This window comes from Gemmobacter sp., assembly GCF_046292685.1.
In the GTDB taxonomy this organism is placed as follows: domain Bacteria; phylum Pseudomonadota; class Alphaproteobacteria; order Rhodobacterales; family Rhodobacteraceae; genus Wagnerdoeblera.
Map to the genome: position 1 here is coordinate 21,102 of NZ_JBKBQM010000007.1, position 13,604 is coordinate 34,705.

The 13,604-nt window shown below is 69.4% G+C and carries 15 protein-coding genes; 13 read left to right on the forward strand and 2 right to left on the reverse strand.

All coding sequences use genetic code 11. The features are described 5' to 3' along the window. Nucleotides 1-4 precede the first annotated feature (4 nt). From ACK4S2_RS03220 to ACK4S2_RS03265, 10 genes are all read left to right on the forward strand, one after another. A complete protein-coding gene (locus ACK4S2_RS03220; protein ID WP_409620259.1) occupies nt 5-688 on the forward strand; it encodes a D-lyxose/D-mannose family sugar isomerase in 684 nt (227 codons plus the stop codon). 63 nt (nt 689-751) lie between these two features. Beyond that, entirely contained in the window at nt 752-1,552 is an 801-nt protein-coding gene (locus tag ACK4S2_RS03225) for an inositol monophosphatase family protein (RefSeq protein WP_409620261.1), read from the forward strand. Nucleotides 1,553-1,741: 189 nt separating this feature from the next. Beyond that, nucleotides 1,742-2,842 (forward strand): ABC transporter substrate-binding protein, encoded by a 1,101-nt coding sequence (locus ACK4S2_RS03230; protein ID WP_409620263.1) that lies wholly within the window; start codon nt 1,742-1,744, stop codon nt 2,840-2,842. 95 nt (nt 2,843-2,937) lie between these two features. Further along, a complete protein-coding gene (locus ACK4S2_RS03235) occupies nt 2,938-3,816 on the forward strand; it encodes an ABC transporter permease (protein WP_409620265.1) in 879 nt (292 codons plus the stop codon). Next, nucleotides 3,813-4,595 (forward strand): ABC transporter permease, encoded by a 783-nt coding sequence (locus ACK4S2_RS03240; RefSeq protein WP_409620267.1) that lies wholly within the window; start codon nt 3,813-3,815, stop codon nt 4,593-4,595. Before ACK4S2_RS03235 ends, ACK4S2_RS03240 begins: the two co-directional genes overlap by 4 nt. After that, nucleotides 4,595-5,644: an ABC transporter ATP-binding protein gene (locus ACK4S2_RS03245; RefSeq protein WP_409620268.1), complete on the forward strand. Its 1,050-nt coding sequence runs from the start codon at nt 4,595-4,597 to the stop codon at nt 5,642-5,644. The genes ACK4S2_RS03240 and ACK4S2_RS03245 overlap by 1 nt, the downstream gene beginning before the upstream one ends. 140 nt (nt 5,645-5,784) lie before the next feature. Continuing rightward, nucleotides 5,785-6,843 carry a Hint domain-containing protein gene (locus tag ACK4S2_RS03250; protein ID WP_409620270.1) on the forward strand — a complete coding sequence of 353 codons (1,059 nt, stop codon included), beginning with the start codon at nt 5,785-5,787 and terminating at the stop codon, nt 6,841-6,843. A gap of 120 nt (nt 6,844-6,963) precedes the next feature. Further along, entirely contained in the window at nt 6,964-7,284 is a 321-nt protein-coding gene (clpS, locus tag ACK4S2_RS03255; RefSeq protein ID WP_409620380.1) for an ATP-dependent Clp protease adapter ClpS, read from the forward strand. An 18-nt stretch (nt 7,285-7,302) separates the two neighbouring features. Beyond that, the gene (locus tag ACK4S2_RS03260) at nt 7,303-8,298 is read left to right on the forward strand and encodes a methyltransferase (protein ID WP_409620272.1); all 996 of its coding nucleotides are present in this window, start codon (nt 7,303-7,305) and stop codon (nt 8,296-8,298) included. 12 nt (nt 8,299-8,310) lie between these two features. Beyond that, nucleotides 8,311-9,117 carry an SDR family NAD(P)-dependent oxidoreductase gene (locus ACK4S2_RS03265; protein WP_409620274.1) on the forward strand — a complete coding sequence of 269 codons (807 nt, stop codon included), beginning with the start codon at nt 8,311-8,313 and terminating at the stop codon, nt 9,115-9,117. A 10-nt stretch (nt 9,118-9,127) separates the two neighbouring features. Here the strand turns inward: ACK4S2_RS03265 and ACK4S2_RS03270 are convergent, their stop codons facing one another. Then, nucleotides 9,128-9,532, reverse strand: coding sequence for a hypothetical protein (locus tag ACK4S2_RS03270; RefSeq protein ID WP_409620276.1), 405 nt, complete (start codon nt 9,530-9,532; stop codon nt 9,128-9,130). Nucleotides 9,533-9,739: 207 nt separating this feature from the next. Here ACK4S2_RS03270 and hemF point away from each other — a divergent pair, with 207 nt between their 5' ends. Both hemF and aroA read left to right on the forward strand, forming a co-directional pair. Further along, nucleotides 9,740-10,624, forward strand: coding sequence for an oxygen-dependent coproporphyrinogen oxidase (gene hemF / locus ACK4S2_RS03275; RefSeq protein WP_409620278.1), 885 nt, complete (start codon nt 9,740-9,742; stop codon nt 10,622-10,624). A gap of 99 nt (nt 10,625-10,723) precedes the next feature. After that, nucleotides 10,724-12,076 (forward strand): 3-phosphoshikimate 1-carboxyvinyltransferase, encoded by a 1,353-nt coding sequence (gene aroA / locus ACK4S2_RS03280; protein ID WP_409620280.1) that lies wholly within the window; start codon nt 10,724-10,726, stop codon nt 12,074-12,076. 102 nt (nt 12,077-12,178) lie between these two features. Here the strand turns inward: aroA and ACK4S2_RS03285 are convergent, their stop codons facing one another. Further along, on the reverse strand, nt 12,179-13,309 hold the full coding sequence (locus tag ACK4S2_RS03285) for an S-(hydroxymethyl)glutathione dehydrogenase/class III alcohol dehydrogenase (RefSeq protein WP_409620282.1): 1,131 nt from the start codon (nt 13,307-13,309) through the stop codon (nt 12,179-12,181). A gap of 60 nt (nt 13,310-13,369) precedes the next feature. On the opposite strand from ACK4S2_RS03285, the gene ACK4S2_RS03290 reads away from it, so the two are divergent. Continuing rightward, nucleotides 13,370-13,555, forward strand: coding sequence for a hypothetical protein (locus ACK4S2_RS03290; protein WP_409620284.1), 186 nt, complete (start codon nt 13,370-13,372; stop codon nt 13,553-13,555). Nucleotides 13,556-13,604: the final 49 nt, after the last annotated feature.

The following is a 13,604-nucleotide window of genomic DNA, read 5'->3' on the forward strand; positions in this document are numbered from 1 at the left end:
CCCGATGAAACGTTCGCGCATCAACGCCATCATGCAGGACGCTGCCGAGCTGATCGCCCGGCACGGCTTCGTGCTGCCGCCCTTTGCCGGCTGGACGCCGCAAGAGTTCCGCGCCCGCGCCCCCGGCACCCGCATCGCCGAGGCGCGCATGGGCTGGGACATCACCGATTACGGCCAGGGCGATTTCGACCGCATGGGCCTGTTCCTGTTCACGCTGCGCAACGGGCTGCTGGCCGACCTGCGGCGCGGCGGCGGCATGTGCTATGCCGAAAAGCTGCTGATCTCGCGGCAGGATCAGCTGAGCCCGATGCACACCCACCGCATCAAGGCCGAGGACATCATCAACCGCGGCGGCGCCACCCTGGTGGTGGAGCTTTACGGCAGCGACGATTCGGGCGGCTTTGCCCCCGACCGCGGCGGCGTGGTGCGTTGCGACGGGGTGGCCCGGCCCTTTGCCCCCGGCGAACGGTTGCGGCTGGCACCGGGGGAATCGGTCACGCTCTTGCCCGGCGACTGGCACGCCTTCTGGGGCGAAGGCGGCGACGTGCTGATCGGCGAGGTTTCCACGGTGAACGACGACCTGACCGACAACGTGTTCCGCGACCCCATCGGCCGCTTTGCCACCATCGAGGAGGACGAGCCCCCCCTGCATCTGCTGGTCAGCGATTACGACCGCTGGCTGACCTGACATCTGGGGTTGCGCCCGCCGCGCGCCTCGCGCAGCCTGCGCCGCAAAGCCGCCGGAGGTGCCATGCCCGCCCCAGACCTGCCCGCCCCAGACCTGCCCGCCCTGGCCCGGGCCATGCAAGACATCCTGAGCGAAGCGCGGGACGTGCCGTTGCAGCATTTCCGCAGCGGCCTTGCCGTCGAGGCCAAGGCCGACGAAAGCCCGGTGACCCGCGCCGACCGCGCGGCCGAAACCGCGCTGCGCGCCGCGATCGCCGCGCGGTTTCCCGACCATGCCATCTATGGCGAGGAATTCGGCGGGGCCACCGGCGGCGAAGGCCCCTTGTGGGTGATCGACCCGGTGGATGGCACCAAAAGCTTCATTTCCGGCCACCCATTGTGGGGCATGCTGCTGGGCTTCCTGCAAGGCGGCAAGCCGGTGATGGGCGCGGTGCAGATGCCCGTGCTGCGCGAGGTGGCGCTGGGCGCGCCGGGGTTCGGGGCCTTTCTGAACGGCGCACCGATCGCGGTGCGGCAAGGCGTGGCGCCGGCAGACGCCTTCGTCTGCGTCAACGAACTGCGCCGGGTGCTGCTGGCCGACCGCGCCGCCGGCGACGCGCTGCTGCATGCCGGTCGCTATGTGCGCGAAACGGTGGATTGCTACACCTATGTCCAGCTTGCCGCCGGCTGGATCGACGGCGTGGTCGATCACGGGCTGGAACCCTACGACTATCTGCCGGTTCTGCCGCTGGTCGAGGCGGCGGGCGGCGTGATGACCGACTGGCAGGGCAACCCGCTCGGCTTCGGCTCGGATGGCCGGGTGGTGGCGGGCAGCCCGGCGGTGCACGCCCATCTTCTGCGCGTCATCGCACAATCGGACCTCTGACATAGGCAGAACGGCAGCCCCCGCAAGGTCAAGTGTTTTTCTTGTCTGACCAGTCAAAATCCCCGCTTGCCAAATGTAAAGGATTTATGTCTGCCTTGGCATGGAACCGTCACAGATCGGTTGCAGAACGCGAATTAGAAAAGGCTTCACCCGTGGCCGGAGAACCGGCCCGTTCCAACGGAGAGAACCATGACCAGACTTTTCACCGCAGGCGTCGCCTGCGTCGCCTTGCTGGGGTCCACCGCCCTCGTCAACGCGCAATCGATGGAGGAGATCATCGAAGGCGCCAAGAAGGAGGGCATGCTTTCGACCATCGCGCTGCCGCATGACTGGTGCGGCTACGGCGGCATCATCGCCGATTTCAAGGCCAAGTATCCCTTCCTCAAGGTCAACGAACTGAACCCCGACGCCGGTTCGGCCGACGAGATCGAGGCTGTGAAGGCCAACAAGGACAACAAGGGCCCGCAGGCGCCCGACGTGCTGGACGTGGGCCTGGCCTTCGGCCCCTCGGCCAAGGCCGAAGGGCTGCTGCAACCGCACAAGGTCGCCGTGTGGGATGCGATCCCCGACAGCATCAAGGATCCCGAAGGCCACTGGTATGGCGCCTATTACGGCGTCATGGGCTTTGCGGTGAACAAGGATCTGGTGCCGAACCCGCCGACCGACTGGGCCGACCTGCTGAAGCCCGAATATGCCGGCCAGGTTGCGCTGGCAGGCGACCCGCGCGCCTCGAACCAGGCGATTCTCGCGGTGCTGGCGGCCGGCATGGCCATGGGCGGCGCCCCCGGCAAGGAAGCCGGCGAAAAGGGGCTGGAGTTCTTCAAGCAGCTGAACGACGCGGGCAACTTCGTGCCCGTCATCGGCAAGGCCGGCACGCTGGCGCAGGGCACCACGCCCATCGTCATCGCCTGGGACTACAACGGCCTGGGCTGGGGCAAGTCGCTGAACGGCAACCCGCCGGTCGAGGTGGTGATCCCCAAGTCGGCCGCGCTGGCGGGCGTCTACGTGCAGGCGATCAGCGCCTATGCGCCGCAGCCCAACGCCGCGAAACTGTGGATGGAGCACATCTTCTCGGATGAAGGCCAGCTCGGCTACATCCGTGGCGGCTGCCAGACCGCGCGCTTCACCGAACTGGTGGCGGCCGGCAAGGTGCCGCAGGAACTGCTGGATGCGATGCCGCCGGCGGATGCCTACAAGAACGCCTACTTCCCCTCGCTGGACGAGGTGAACGCCAACAAGGCCGCCGTGACCGGCGGCTGGGATGCCGTCGTGGGCGCCAACGTCCAGTAACCCGACCTGCGCCACCCGCCCCGGCATCGTCCGGGGCGGGTGTGCGCTTTCTAGCCAGGGGGCCGCCGGACGCCCCGACCGACAGGGGAACCTCGATGCCGCAAGACCGCCCGGCCACGGGCCCGCGCCTGCGTCTGCCGCTGGAATGGCTGGGCATCCTGCCTTTCGTGATCTTTGCCGTGCTGTTCCTGATTCTGCCGACGATGAAGATCGTGTTCGGCGCCTTTCAGGCGCAGGACGGCAGCTTTACCTTGCAGAATTTCGTCGACCTCAACACCGCGTCGAACCGCAACGCCTACTGGACCTCGATCAAGCTGTCGTTCGTGACCGCGCTGCTGGGCTGTGCCGTGGGCTTCGGCATGGCGGCGGCGGTGGTGTTCGGGGGCCTGCCCAAGGGCATCCGGGCGCCCTTGCTGACCTTTTCCGGGGTGGCCTCGAACTTTGCCGGGGTGCCGCTGGCCTTCGCCTTCATCGCCACGCTGGGGCCGGTGGGGCTTATCACCGTGTGGCTGCGCACCGAATTCGGCATCAACCTGCGGGCGCTGGGCTTCAACCTGCTCAGCTACTGGGGCCTGGTCGTGACCTACCTGTTCTTCCAGATCCCGCTGATGATCCTCATCATCACGCCCGCGCTCGACGGCCTCAAGCGCGAATGGCGCGAGGCGGCGGCGGTGCTGGGCGCCACGGGCGCGCAATACTGGCGCATGGTGGCGCTGCCGATCCTGTTTCCGTCGCTGCTGGGCACCTTTGCGCTGTTGTTCGCCAATGCCTTCGGCGCGGTGGCCACGGCCTTTGCGCTGACGGGGCCGCAACTGAACATCGTGCCCATCAAGCTGTTCGCCCAGATCCGGGGCGACGTGCTGGGCAACCCGAACCTTGGCTATGCGCTGGCCTTCGGCATGATCGTCATCACCGGCATCGCCAACGTCATCTACATCGTGCTGCGCACGCGGTCGGAAAGGTGGCTGAAATGATGCGGCTTGTCGCCTGGGGCGTGTTCCTGCTGGGCTGCCTGTATTTCCTGCTGCCGCTGGTGGGCATGGCCGAGTTTTCGCTGCGGATGCGGCGCGGCGAATATTCGTTCGACGCCTATGCCGTGGTCTTTGCCGACCCGCGGTTCTGGGCCACCTTCGGCTATTCGCTGATGCTGGCGGTCTGGACCATCGTCGTGGGCGTGGTGCTGGTGGTGCCCACCGCCTACTGGGTGCGGCTGAAGCTGCCGCAGGCCCGCCCGGTGGTCGAGTTCATCACCCTGCTGCCGCTGGTGATTCCGGCCATCGTCATCGTGTTCGGCTATATCCGGCTCTACAACACCTCCAGCTTCCTGCCGCTGACGGGCTCGGCGCTGGGCACCGACATCCTGCTGACGATGGGCTATGCCACGCTGGCGCTGCCTTACATGTATCGCAGCGTCGATACGGGCCTGCGCACCATCGACGTGGCCACCCTGACCGAGGCGGCGCAAAGCCTTGGCGCCGGCTGGGTCACCATCATGGCGCGGATCATCCTGCCCAACGTGCTGGTGGCGGTGCTGTCGGGGGCCTTCCTGACGCTGGCCATCGTGATGGGCGAATTCACCATGGCGGCCCTGCTGAACCGCCCGGCCTTCGGGCCTTTCATGCAGCTGATCGGCGCCAACCGCGCCTACGAACCCCCGGCGCTGGCCGTGATTGCCTTTGCCATCACCTGGGGCTGCATGGGGCTGATGCAGCTGGTCAGCCGCTTCTCGAAACACGAAAGGGCGCGGGCCTGATGTCGTTCCTGACGATTTCCAATCTGGAAAAATCCTTCGGTGCCAACCGGGTGGTCAAGGATTTCAACCTGAAGGTGGACAAGGGCGAGTTCATTTCGCTGCTGGGGCCTTCGGGCTGCGGCAAGACCACGGTGCTGCGCATGGTGGCAGGGTTCGAAACACCCACCGCCGGCGGCATCACCATCGACGGGCAGGATGTGGTGCGGCTGAAGCCCAACGCCCGCAACATCGGCATGATGTTCCAGGCCTATGCGCTGTTCCCCAACCTGACCGTGGCCGACAACGTGGCCTTCGGCCTGCGGGTGAAAGGCGTGCCCCGGGCCGAGCGCGATGCCCGCGTGTCCGAGATGCTGAAGCTGATCGGCCTGCCCGATCTGGGCGGGCGCTACCCGTTCCAGCTGTCGGGCGGCCAACAGCAGCGTGTGGCACTCGCCCGCGCGCTGGCCCCGCGGCCGCGGGTGCTGCTGCTGGACGAACCGCTCAGCGCGCTGGATGCCAAGGTGCGCGTGTCCTTGCGCAACGAGATCCGCGAGATCCAGCGCGAGCTGGGCATCACCGCCATCTTCGTCACCCACGACCAGGAGGAGGCGCTGTCGATTTCCGACCGCATCGTGGTGATGAACGGCGGCATCGCCGAACAGGTCGGCACCCCGTTCGAGGTCTACAACCGGCCCGCCACCCGTTTCGTGGCGAATTTCGTCGGCACGCTCAGCCAGATCGAGGCGCGGGTGACCGACCCGGCCAGCGGCGAGGTCGAGTTCGACAGCGCGCGTCACCGGCTGGGCCGCCCGTTGCCAGCGGGCACCGTCACCCTGGCCTTGCGCCCCGAAACGCTGCATCTCGGCGCCGACCCGGCGCACGAGCTGCAGTTGAAAGGCACCGTGACCGAGGTGGATTTCCTCGGCTCGGTCATCCGGCTTCGGGTCGATGTGGCGGGGCGGCGCATGTCGGCCGACACGTTCAACCGCCCCGATGCGCCGCCGCCGGCGGTGGGGTCGGCGGTGGTGCTGTCGGCGGCGGCGCGCGACCTGATCGTGCTTTCCGCGTAACAGCCTTTCGCCAGACTGTTGCATGCTTGCCCTAGCGCATCCGCGCACAGACTGTTAACGTTTGCACATCAATAGGCGCGCAAAGCGCCATTCGGGCAGAACAGGCGCCGCAAACGGTGCCACAGGCAAGCGAGCATCCGATGTCCACGGCAAGCCGGGGCGTTTACGTCATGTCATGGTCGCAGACCGAGGCGGATGGCATCCGCGCGCCCGGTCTGGGGCTAATCACCGTGGGCGCCGGCTGGCGCTGGACGGGCCAGGCCGTGCGGGTGGACCGCCCCGGTTCGGTGCTGCGGCTCGACGCCCCCGAAGGCGGCGCGGCGATGCGCGCCCGCGCCGCGCGCATGGTGCGCCGCCTTGTGGGCGCTGCCCTTGCGGCCCCCGAGGGCCCCGAACCGCCCGAAACGCCCGAGGCTTCGGCCGCCCCCGAGCAGGGCTTTACCCTGACCGACGGGCGCCAGGTGTGGGACGCAAGCCTGATCCCCGTGCCCGACAGCGCGGCGCGCCTGGTGATGTTCGCCGGCAGCCTGCCGCCGGCCGGGCGCGACCTGTGGGTGGTGCGCAGCACGCTGGACCCGCGCCTGCTGGCGCCCGACCTCAACCCGCAAGGCGGGGTGATCTGCTTTGCCGCCGGCACGATGATCGCGACGCCCTCGGGCCTGCGCCCGATCGAATCGCTGCGCCCCGGCGACCGGATCGACACCGCCGACAGCGGGCCGCAGCCGGTGATCTGGGCCGGCCAGCGGCGCATGTCGGGCGCGCGGCTTTACGCCATGCCGCAGTTGCGCCCGGTGCGCATCCGCCCCGCGGCCCTGGGCGGCGGGCGCCCCGACGTGGACCTGCTGGTGTCGCCGCAACACCGGCTGCTGCTGCGCGGCGACGCCGCCGATGCCCTGTTCGGCACGCCCGAGGTGCTGGTGCGCGCCTGCGACCTGGTGAACGATGCCACCGTCTTCGTCGACACCGCCTTGCGCGAGGTGACCTATGTCCATGTCCTGCTGGAGGCGCATCACCTCGTGTTCGCCAACGGGCTGGAAACCGAAAGCTTCCACCCGCTGAGCGCCGCGCTCGACACCATCGAGCCGGCGCAACGCGAAAGCCTGCAGGCGCTGCTGCCCGACCCGGCCAGCTACGGCGGTTTTGCCCGGCGCAACCTTTCGGCCTCCGAGGCGGCGATCCTGCGGCACGAGGCGGCCTGAGCGCAGGCGGGGCGCAAGCTTCGTGTCCGGCGCCCCTTTCCCAAAGCGGGCGTTCGGCTATATACTGCGCTATCCGCCCCTTCTGCACGAGGCCCGATGACCATGCGCACACCCTGGACCATGACCGACCGCAAGGACGGCCCGGGCGGGGATACCTCGGTCGTCACCAAGACCCGGCCCAAGACCCAGCGGCCCCCGATGTACAAGGTGCTGCTGCTGAACGACGATTACACCCCGATGGAATTCGTCGTGCATGTCCTCGAACGGTTCTTTGGCATGAGCCACGCGCAGGCGTTCGAGATCATGCTGACCGTGCACAAGAAAGGCGTGGCCGTGGTGGGCGTGTTCAGCTTCGAGGTGGCGGAAACCAAGGTCGCGCAGGTGATGGATTTCTCGCGCCGCCACCAGCACCCGCTGCAATGCACGATGGAAAAGGAATAGGCCCCGCCGGGGCCGCCCATGCGCTCGGAACGTCTTGAACTCGCGCTCGGCTCCGGGCTGGCGGCGTGGCCGCAGCAAGGCCGCATCCTCGTGCTGCGCCCGCGGGCGGGCGACGACCTGTCGGCCTTGCCGCGCGACCGCGTGCAGGTCGTTACCGGCTTTCGCCCCGATGCCGATGCCTTTGCCGCGCTCGGGTTTGCCGTTGCCCCCTTGCCCGAAGGCGCCTTCGCCGCCGCGCTGGTCTGCCTGCCGCGCGCGCGCGATCTGGCGCGGGCGTTGCTGGCGCAGGCCTCGGCCGCCGTGGTGCCCGGCGGCCCGGTGCTGGTCGACGGGCAAAAGACCGACGGGGTCGAATCGGTATGGCGCGACCTTCAGGCCGCCGGCGCCGCCCCGGGCCCGGCGCTGTCCAAGGCGCATGGGCGCATCTTCGCCTTTGCCGCCGGGGCCGACCTGGCCGCCTGGGCCGCCACGCGGCGCGACATCGGCGGCTTCGTCACCGCGCCGGGGGTGTTTTCCGCCGATGGGCCCGACCCGGGATCGGTCCTGCTGGCCGCGGCCTTGCCGGCGCGGCTGCCCGCTCGGGTCGCCGATCTGGGCGCCGGCTGGGGCTACCTCGCGCGCGCCGTCCTGGCACGCGAGGGCGTGGCCGAATGCCACCTGATCGAGGCCGAGGCCGAGGCGCTGGCCTGCGCGCGCCAGAACATCGCCGACCCGCGGGCGCGGTTCCACTGGGCCGATGCCACCCGCTTTCGCCCCGAGGCGCCTTTCGGCGCCGTGGTCTGCAACCCGCCCTTCCACACCGGGCGCGAGGCCGACCCCGGCCTTGGCCTCGCCTTCCTGCGCGCCGCGGCGGGGATGCTGACCACCTCGGGCACGCTGTGGCTGGTGGGCAACCGCCACCTGCCCTATGAGCAAACGCTTGCCGCCCTGTTCCGCGACATCGAGGAGCTGCGGGGCGATTCCCGTTTCCGGTTGTATCGTGCCAGTCGTCCGATTCCGCGCCGCCCGACCTGAAGGAGCCTGCCCATGACCCTGTCGATCTCCGGCAAGACCGCCATCGTCACCGGCGCCGCCCACGGCATCGGCCGCGCCATCGCGCGCCACTTCGTAGACCGCGGCGCCAACGTGATGTTCGCCGACATGGACGAAGCCGCCCTGGAACGCGACCTGGGCGAAGAAGCCCACGCCGAAGGCCCGGTGCGCTGGTTCGGCGGCGACCTGTGCCAGAAGCTGACCATCAACAACCTGCTTTCGGCCACGCTCGACGCCTTCGACCGGGTGGATATCCTGGTCAACGCCAGCCGGTCCGTCGCGCTGTCCGACCCGCTGTCGGCCGATGCCGACGAGGTGCAGGAAATGCTGCAACAGAACCTGATGACCTCGCTGCGCCTGTCGCAACACGTGGCGCGACGCATGATCGCCCAGGCCGCCAAGGCCCCGGGCGATGCCCCGGCGGGCAGCATCATCAACCTGTCCTCCATCGCCGCGCGCCAGACCCACCCCGAGCTCTTGGGCTATTCCGTGGCCTGCGCCGCGGTGGAACAGATGACCCGCTCGATGGCGGTGGCCCTGGCGCCCAAGCGGATCCGGGTGAATTGCGTCGCCTTCGGCAGCGTGATGAGCGCCAGCCTGCAAGCCAGCCTGAAGGATCACCCCGAATGGCGCGAGGAAATCCGCCGCGGCACGCCGCAGCACCGCATCGCCGCGCCGCTGGAACTGGCCGAAACCGTGCAGTTCCTCGCCTCGGACGGCGCCGGTTTCGTGACCGGCCATATCCTCACCGTGGACGGCGGGCGCAGCCTGCTGGACCCCGTGCGCCTGCCGGCGCACTGACCGGGCGGCGCTACTGCGGATACCGCGCCCGGCACTCGGCCAGCGCCGGTGCCGCCGCGCGCTCCAGGCCCGCGCGCGCGGCCTGCAAACCCGCCAGCCTCTGCCGTTCGGCCGCCAGGTCGATCGGCTTCGGCCGCACCAGGAAATGCGAGACTTCCTCCCAGCACATCTCGGGGGGCTCGGGCGGTTGGCCGGGGCCGCCCGGGGTGGCGGGGCCACACCTCACCCAGCGCCATTCGCGTTCTTCCACCTCCTCCAGCGCGTAGCCGCGTTGCAGGTTGGCCTGCGCCTCGGCGATCTGGCGGTCGTGCAGGAACAGGTCGCGGGCATTCAGGCGGATGCACTGGTCCTGCAGGCTGCCGCACCCCGCCAGCAGCAGCATCATCATCCCCAGCGCAGACCCCATCCGCCGCATCGCACCCTCCTTGCCCGCGCGCCGGGCCGCCTGCCCATGCTGGCGCGACCCGGACGGGGCGGCAAGAGGGCGCGCCAGGCATCGGCAAATGGTCGCCGTCGCCGCTGTCAGGCCCGCCTGTCGGCCCTGCTGTCAGGCCGGGTTGCCGGGGCTGGCCAGCGCGGCCCCGGCTTGCTATCCCTTGGCCAGCAAAGCCGGAGACCCCGCATGACCGATCCCGATTTCGAAGCCCGCAAGGCGCGCGCCGCCGCCTGGTTCCGCGAGTTGCGCGACAGCATCGTCGCGGCCTTCGAGGCGCTGGAAGACCGGCACACATCGGGCCCCGCCTCCGACATCGCGCCGGGCCGGTTCGAGGTGACCCCGACGCAGCGCGACGGCGGCGCCGGCGGCGGCGGGTTGATGAGCGTGCTGCGCGGCGGCCGGGTGTTCGAAAAGGTCGGGGTCAACGTCTCGACCGTCCACGGCACGCTGGGCGAACGCGCCCAACGCGCGATGGCCGCCCGTGGCGTGCCGGGGATGGAGTCGGACCCGCGGTTCTGGGCCAGCGGCATCAGCCTGGTCGCGCACATGCGCAACCCGCATTGCCCGGCCGTGCACATGAACACCCGCATGTTCTGGACGCCCCACGCCTGGTGGTTCGGCGGCGGCGCCGACCTGAACCCCGCGCTGGAATATGCCGAGGATACCGCGCATTTCCACGGCCAGATGCAAGCCGCCTGCCAGGGCCACGGCCAGGACTACTACCCGCGCTTCAAGGCCTGGGCCGACGAATATTTCTTCGTGCCCCACCGCGGCCGGGCCCGCGGGGTCGGCGGCATCTTCTATGACGATCTCAACACCGGCGACTGGGAGGCGGATTTCGCCTTCACCCGTTCGGTCGGGGCGCATTTCCTGCCCGGCTTCGTGCCGCTGGTCGACCGCCGCCGCGAAACCCCCTGGACCGAGGAAGACCGCGAAAGGCAACTGGTGCACCGCGGGCTTTATGCCGAATACAACCTGGTCTACGACCGGGGCACGAAGTTCGGCCTCGAAACCGGCCACGATGCCAACGCCGTGCTGATGAGCCTGCCGCCGATCGCAAAGTGGCCCTGACCGCCCGATCACCCCGGACCCGGCCGTTGCGCAGGGCATGGACCGGGCCACAGGCTTGGGCTAGGACAGGCGCACCCTCGTGACCAGCAGGAACCGCCCATGTCTGCCCATGCCGAACCCGTCCCGATGACCGCCCGCGCCTCGGGCCCCCTGCGCGGGGTGGCCGAGGTGCCCGGCGACAAGTCGATCAGCCACCGCGCGCTGATCCTCGGCGCCATGACGGTGGGTGAAACCCGCATCACCGGCCTGCTCGAAGGCCAGGACGTGCTGGATACGGCCGCAGCCATGCGCGCCTTCGGTGCCACCGTCACCCGGCATGGCCCCGGCGAGTGGTCGGTGCAGGGCGTGGGCGTCGGCGGCTTTTCCGAACCCGCCGACGTGATCGATTGCGGCAACTCCGGCACCGGCGTGCGGCTCATCATGGGGGCGATGGCCACCACCCCGATCACCGCCACCTTCACCGGCGACGCCTCCTTGCGCAAACGCCCGATGGGCCGCGTCACCGTGCCGCTGTCGCTGTTCGGCGCGCAGGCGGTGGGCCGCGCCGGCGGGCGCCTGCCCATGACCATCGTGGGCGCCGCCGACCCGGTGCCGGTGCGCTACACCGTGCCGGTGCCCTCGGCGCAGGTGAAATCGGCCGTGCTGCTGGCCGGGCTGAACGCGCCGGGCCAGACCGTGGTGATCGAGCGCGAGGCAACGCGCGACCACACCGAACGCATGCTCGCCGGCTTCGGCGCCGATGTCCGGGTCGAGGAAATGGCCGAAGGCCGCGTCATCACCCTGACCGGCCAACCCGACCTGCGCCCGCAAACCGTCGCCGTGCCGCGCGACCCCAGCTCGGCGGCCTTCCCGGTTTGCGCGGCCCTCATCGTCCCCGGCTCCGACATCCTCGTCCCCGGCGTCAGCCGCAACCCCACCCGCGACGGGCTCTATGTCACCTTGCTGGAAATGGGCGCCGACATCGCCTTCGAAAACCCGCGCGAAGAAGGCGGCGAACCCGTGGCCGACCTGCGCGTGCGCTACACCGGCACGCTGCAAGGCGTGGAAACCCCGCCCCACCGCGCCGCCAGCATGATCGACGAATTCCCCGTCCTCTCGGTCGTCGCCGCCTGCGCCACCGGCACCACCGTCATGCGCGGCGTCAAGGAACTGCGGGTGAAGGAATCCGACCGGATCGATGCGATGGCCCGCGGGCTCGAGGCCTGCGGCATCCGCGTCGAGGAAGACGAGGATACCCTGATCGTGCATGGGCTGGGCCCCGGCGGCGTCCCGGGTGGGGCGACCTGTGCGGTGCACCTCGACCACCGCATCGCCATGAGCTTCCTCGTGCTCGGCCTTGCCGCGCGCAACCCCGTCAGCGTCGATGACGGCGGCCCCATCGCCACCTCCTTCCCGGTCTTCGAACCGCTGATGCAAGGGCTCGGCGCCGCGCTCCATCGCAGCGCCGGCTGACCTTCGGCCCCCTTCACCTTGACCCAAATATCCCGGGGGCAGGCGCAACCCTGCCGCCGGTGCCACGGCCGCCCGGGGGCAGCGCCCCCGCGCGCCGAGCTGTCAGTAAACCACCACCGAGCGGATCGATTCGCCCCGGTGCATCAGGTCGAAGGCCTCGTTGATCCGCTCCAGCGGCAGGATGTGGGTAATCATCGGGTCGATCTCGATCTTGCCGGCCATGTACCAGTCCACGATCTGCGGCACATCCGTGCGGCCCCGCGCACCGCCAAAGGCCGTGCCCTTCCACACCCGGCCGGTGACCAGCTGGAAGGGTCGCGTCTCGATGGTGGCCCCCGCCGGGGCGACCCCGATGATGATGCTCTGCCCCCAGCCGCGATGCGTGCATTCCAGCGCATCGCGCATCACCTGCACGTTCCCGGTGCAGTCGAAGCTGTAATCCGCCCCGCCGATCTGGTCGAAGGGGGTCTTCGTCATGTTGACGATATGCGGCACGATGCCGCCTTCGATCTTCCGCGGGTTGACGAAATGGGTCATGCCGAAGCGGCGGCCCCAGTCCTCGCGCGCATCGTTGATGTCCACGCCGATGATCATGTCGGCCCCGGCCATCTTCAGTCCCTGAATCACGTTCAGCCCGATCCCGCCCAGCCCGAACACCACCGCCTTGGCGCCGATTTCCACCTGCGCGGTGTTGATGACCGCCCCGATGCCGGTGGTCACGCCGCAACCGATGTAGCAGATCTTGTCGAACGGGGCGTCGGGGCGCACCTTGGCCAGCGCGATTTCCGGCACGACCGTGTGGTTGGCAAAGGTCGAACAGCCCATGTAGTGGTGAATCGGCGTGCCATCCGGCATGGAAAACCGCGTGGTGCCGTCGGGCAGCAACCCCTGTCCTTGCGTCGCGCGGATCGCGGTGCACAGGTTGGTCTTGCGGCTCAGGCAGCTCGGGCACTGGCGGCATTCGGGGGTATACAGCGGGATCACGTGGTCGCCCGGCTTCAGCGTGGTCACGCCGGGGCCCACCTCCAGCACCAAGCCGGCGCCTTCGTGGCCCAGAATCGCCGGAAAGATGCCTTCGGGGTCGGCGCCCGACAGGGTAAATTCGTCGGTGTGGCAAATGCCCGTCGCCCTGATTTCCACCAGAACCTCGCCGGCCTTCGGGCCTTCGAGGTTCACTTCCATGATTTCCAGCGGCTTGCCGGGGGCAAGGGCAACGGCGGCACGGGTGCGCATGGGATCCTCCCTGTTCGTTCGGCGCGCAGGCTGGACCGGATCGCGGCGCGATGCAACGTCTTGCAACGGCGGCTTGCTGCCGGCGGGCCGGGGGCGGGGCTTTGCAGCCCTGCTGCGCCGGGGCATCGTGGCGCCCCGATCCGCGCGAACGGCCGGGGCATGATGGTGACGCAGGACCATGCGCTCACGCGCCTCGACATCAGCCACGACATCCGCCGGATCATCACCCGCATCGACTGCGGCTGAACAGGCCAAGGGGCGCGCCGGCCTGCCCGACGCGCCCCTTGCCCCGGTC

What these genes read in the sequence shown, in the direction of transcription:
- ACK4S2_RS03220 (WP_409620259.1), top strand. Translation starts at nt 5, where the DNA reads ATGAAACGTTCGCGCATCAACGCCATCATGCAGGACGCTGCCGAGCTG.
- ACK4S2_RS03225 (WP_409620261.1), top strand. Translation starts at nt 752, where the DNA reads ATGCCCGCCCCAGACCTGCCCGCCCCAGACCTGCCCGCCCTGGCCCGG.
- ACK4S2_RS03230 (WP_409620263.1), top strand. Translation starts at nt 1,742, where the DNA reads ATGACCAGACTTTTCACCGCAGGCGTCGCCTGCGTCGCCTTGCTGGGG.
- ACK4S2_RS03235 (WP_409620265.1), top strand. Translation starts at nt 2,938, where the DNA reads ATGCCGCAAGACCGCCCGGCCACGGGCCCGCGCCTGCGTCTGCCGCTG.
- ACK4S2_RS03240 (WP_409620267.1), top strand. Translation starts at nt 3,813, where the DNA reads ATGATGCGGCTTGTCGCCTGGGGCGTGTTCCTGCTGGGCTGCCTGTAT.
- ACK4S2_RS03245 (WP_409620268.1), top strand. Translation starts at nt 4,595, where the DNA reads ATGTCGTTCCTGACGATTTCCAATCTGGAAAAATCCTTCGGTGCCAAC.
- ACK4S2_RS03250 (WP_409620270.1), top strand. Translation starts at nt 5,785, where the DNA reads ATGTCCACGGCAAGCCGGGGCGTTTACGTCATGTCATGGTCGCAGACC.
- clpS (WP_409620380.1), top strand. Translation starts at nt 6,964, where the DNA reads ATGACCGACCGCAAGGACGGCCCGGGCGGGGATACCTCGGTCGTCACC.
- ACK4S2_RS03260 (WP_409620272.1), top strand. Translation starts at nt 7,303, where the DNA reads ATGCGCTCGGAACGTCTTGAACTCGCGCTCGGCTCCGGGCTGGCGGCG.
- ACK4S2_RS03265 (WP_409620274.1), top strand. Translation starts at nt 8,311, where the DNA reads ATGACCCTGTCGATCTCCGGCAAGACCGCCATCGTCACCGGCGCCGCC.
- ACK4S2_RS03270 (WP_409620276.1), bottom strand. Translation starts at nt 9,532, where the DNA reads ATGCGGCGGATGGGGTCTGCGCTGGGGATGATGATGCTGCTGCTGGCG.
- hemF (WP_409620278.1), top strand. Translation starts at nt 9,740, where the DNA reads ATGACCGATCCCGATTTCGAAGCCCGCAAGGCGCGCGCCGCCGCCTGG.
- aroA (WP_409620280.1), top strand. Translation starts at nt 10,724, where the DNA reads ATGTCTGCCCATGCCGAACCCGTCCCGATGACCGCCCGCGCCTCGGGC.
- ACK4S2_RS03285 (WP_409620282.1), bottom strand. Translation starts at nt 13,309, where the DNA reads ATGCGCACCCGTGCCGCCGTTGCCCTTGCCCCCGGCAAGCCGCTGGAA.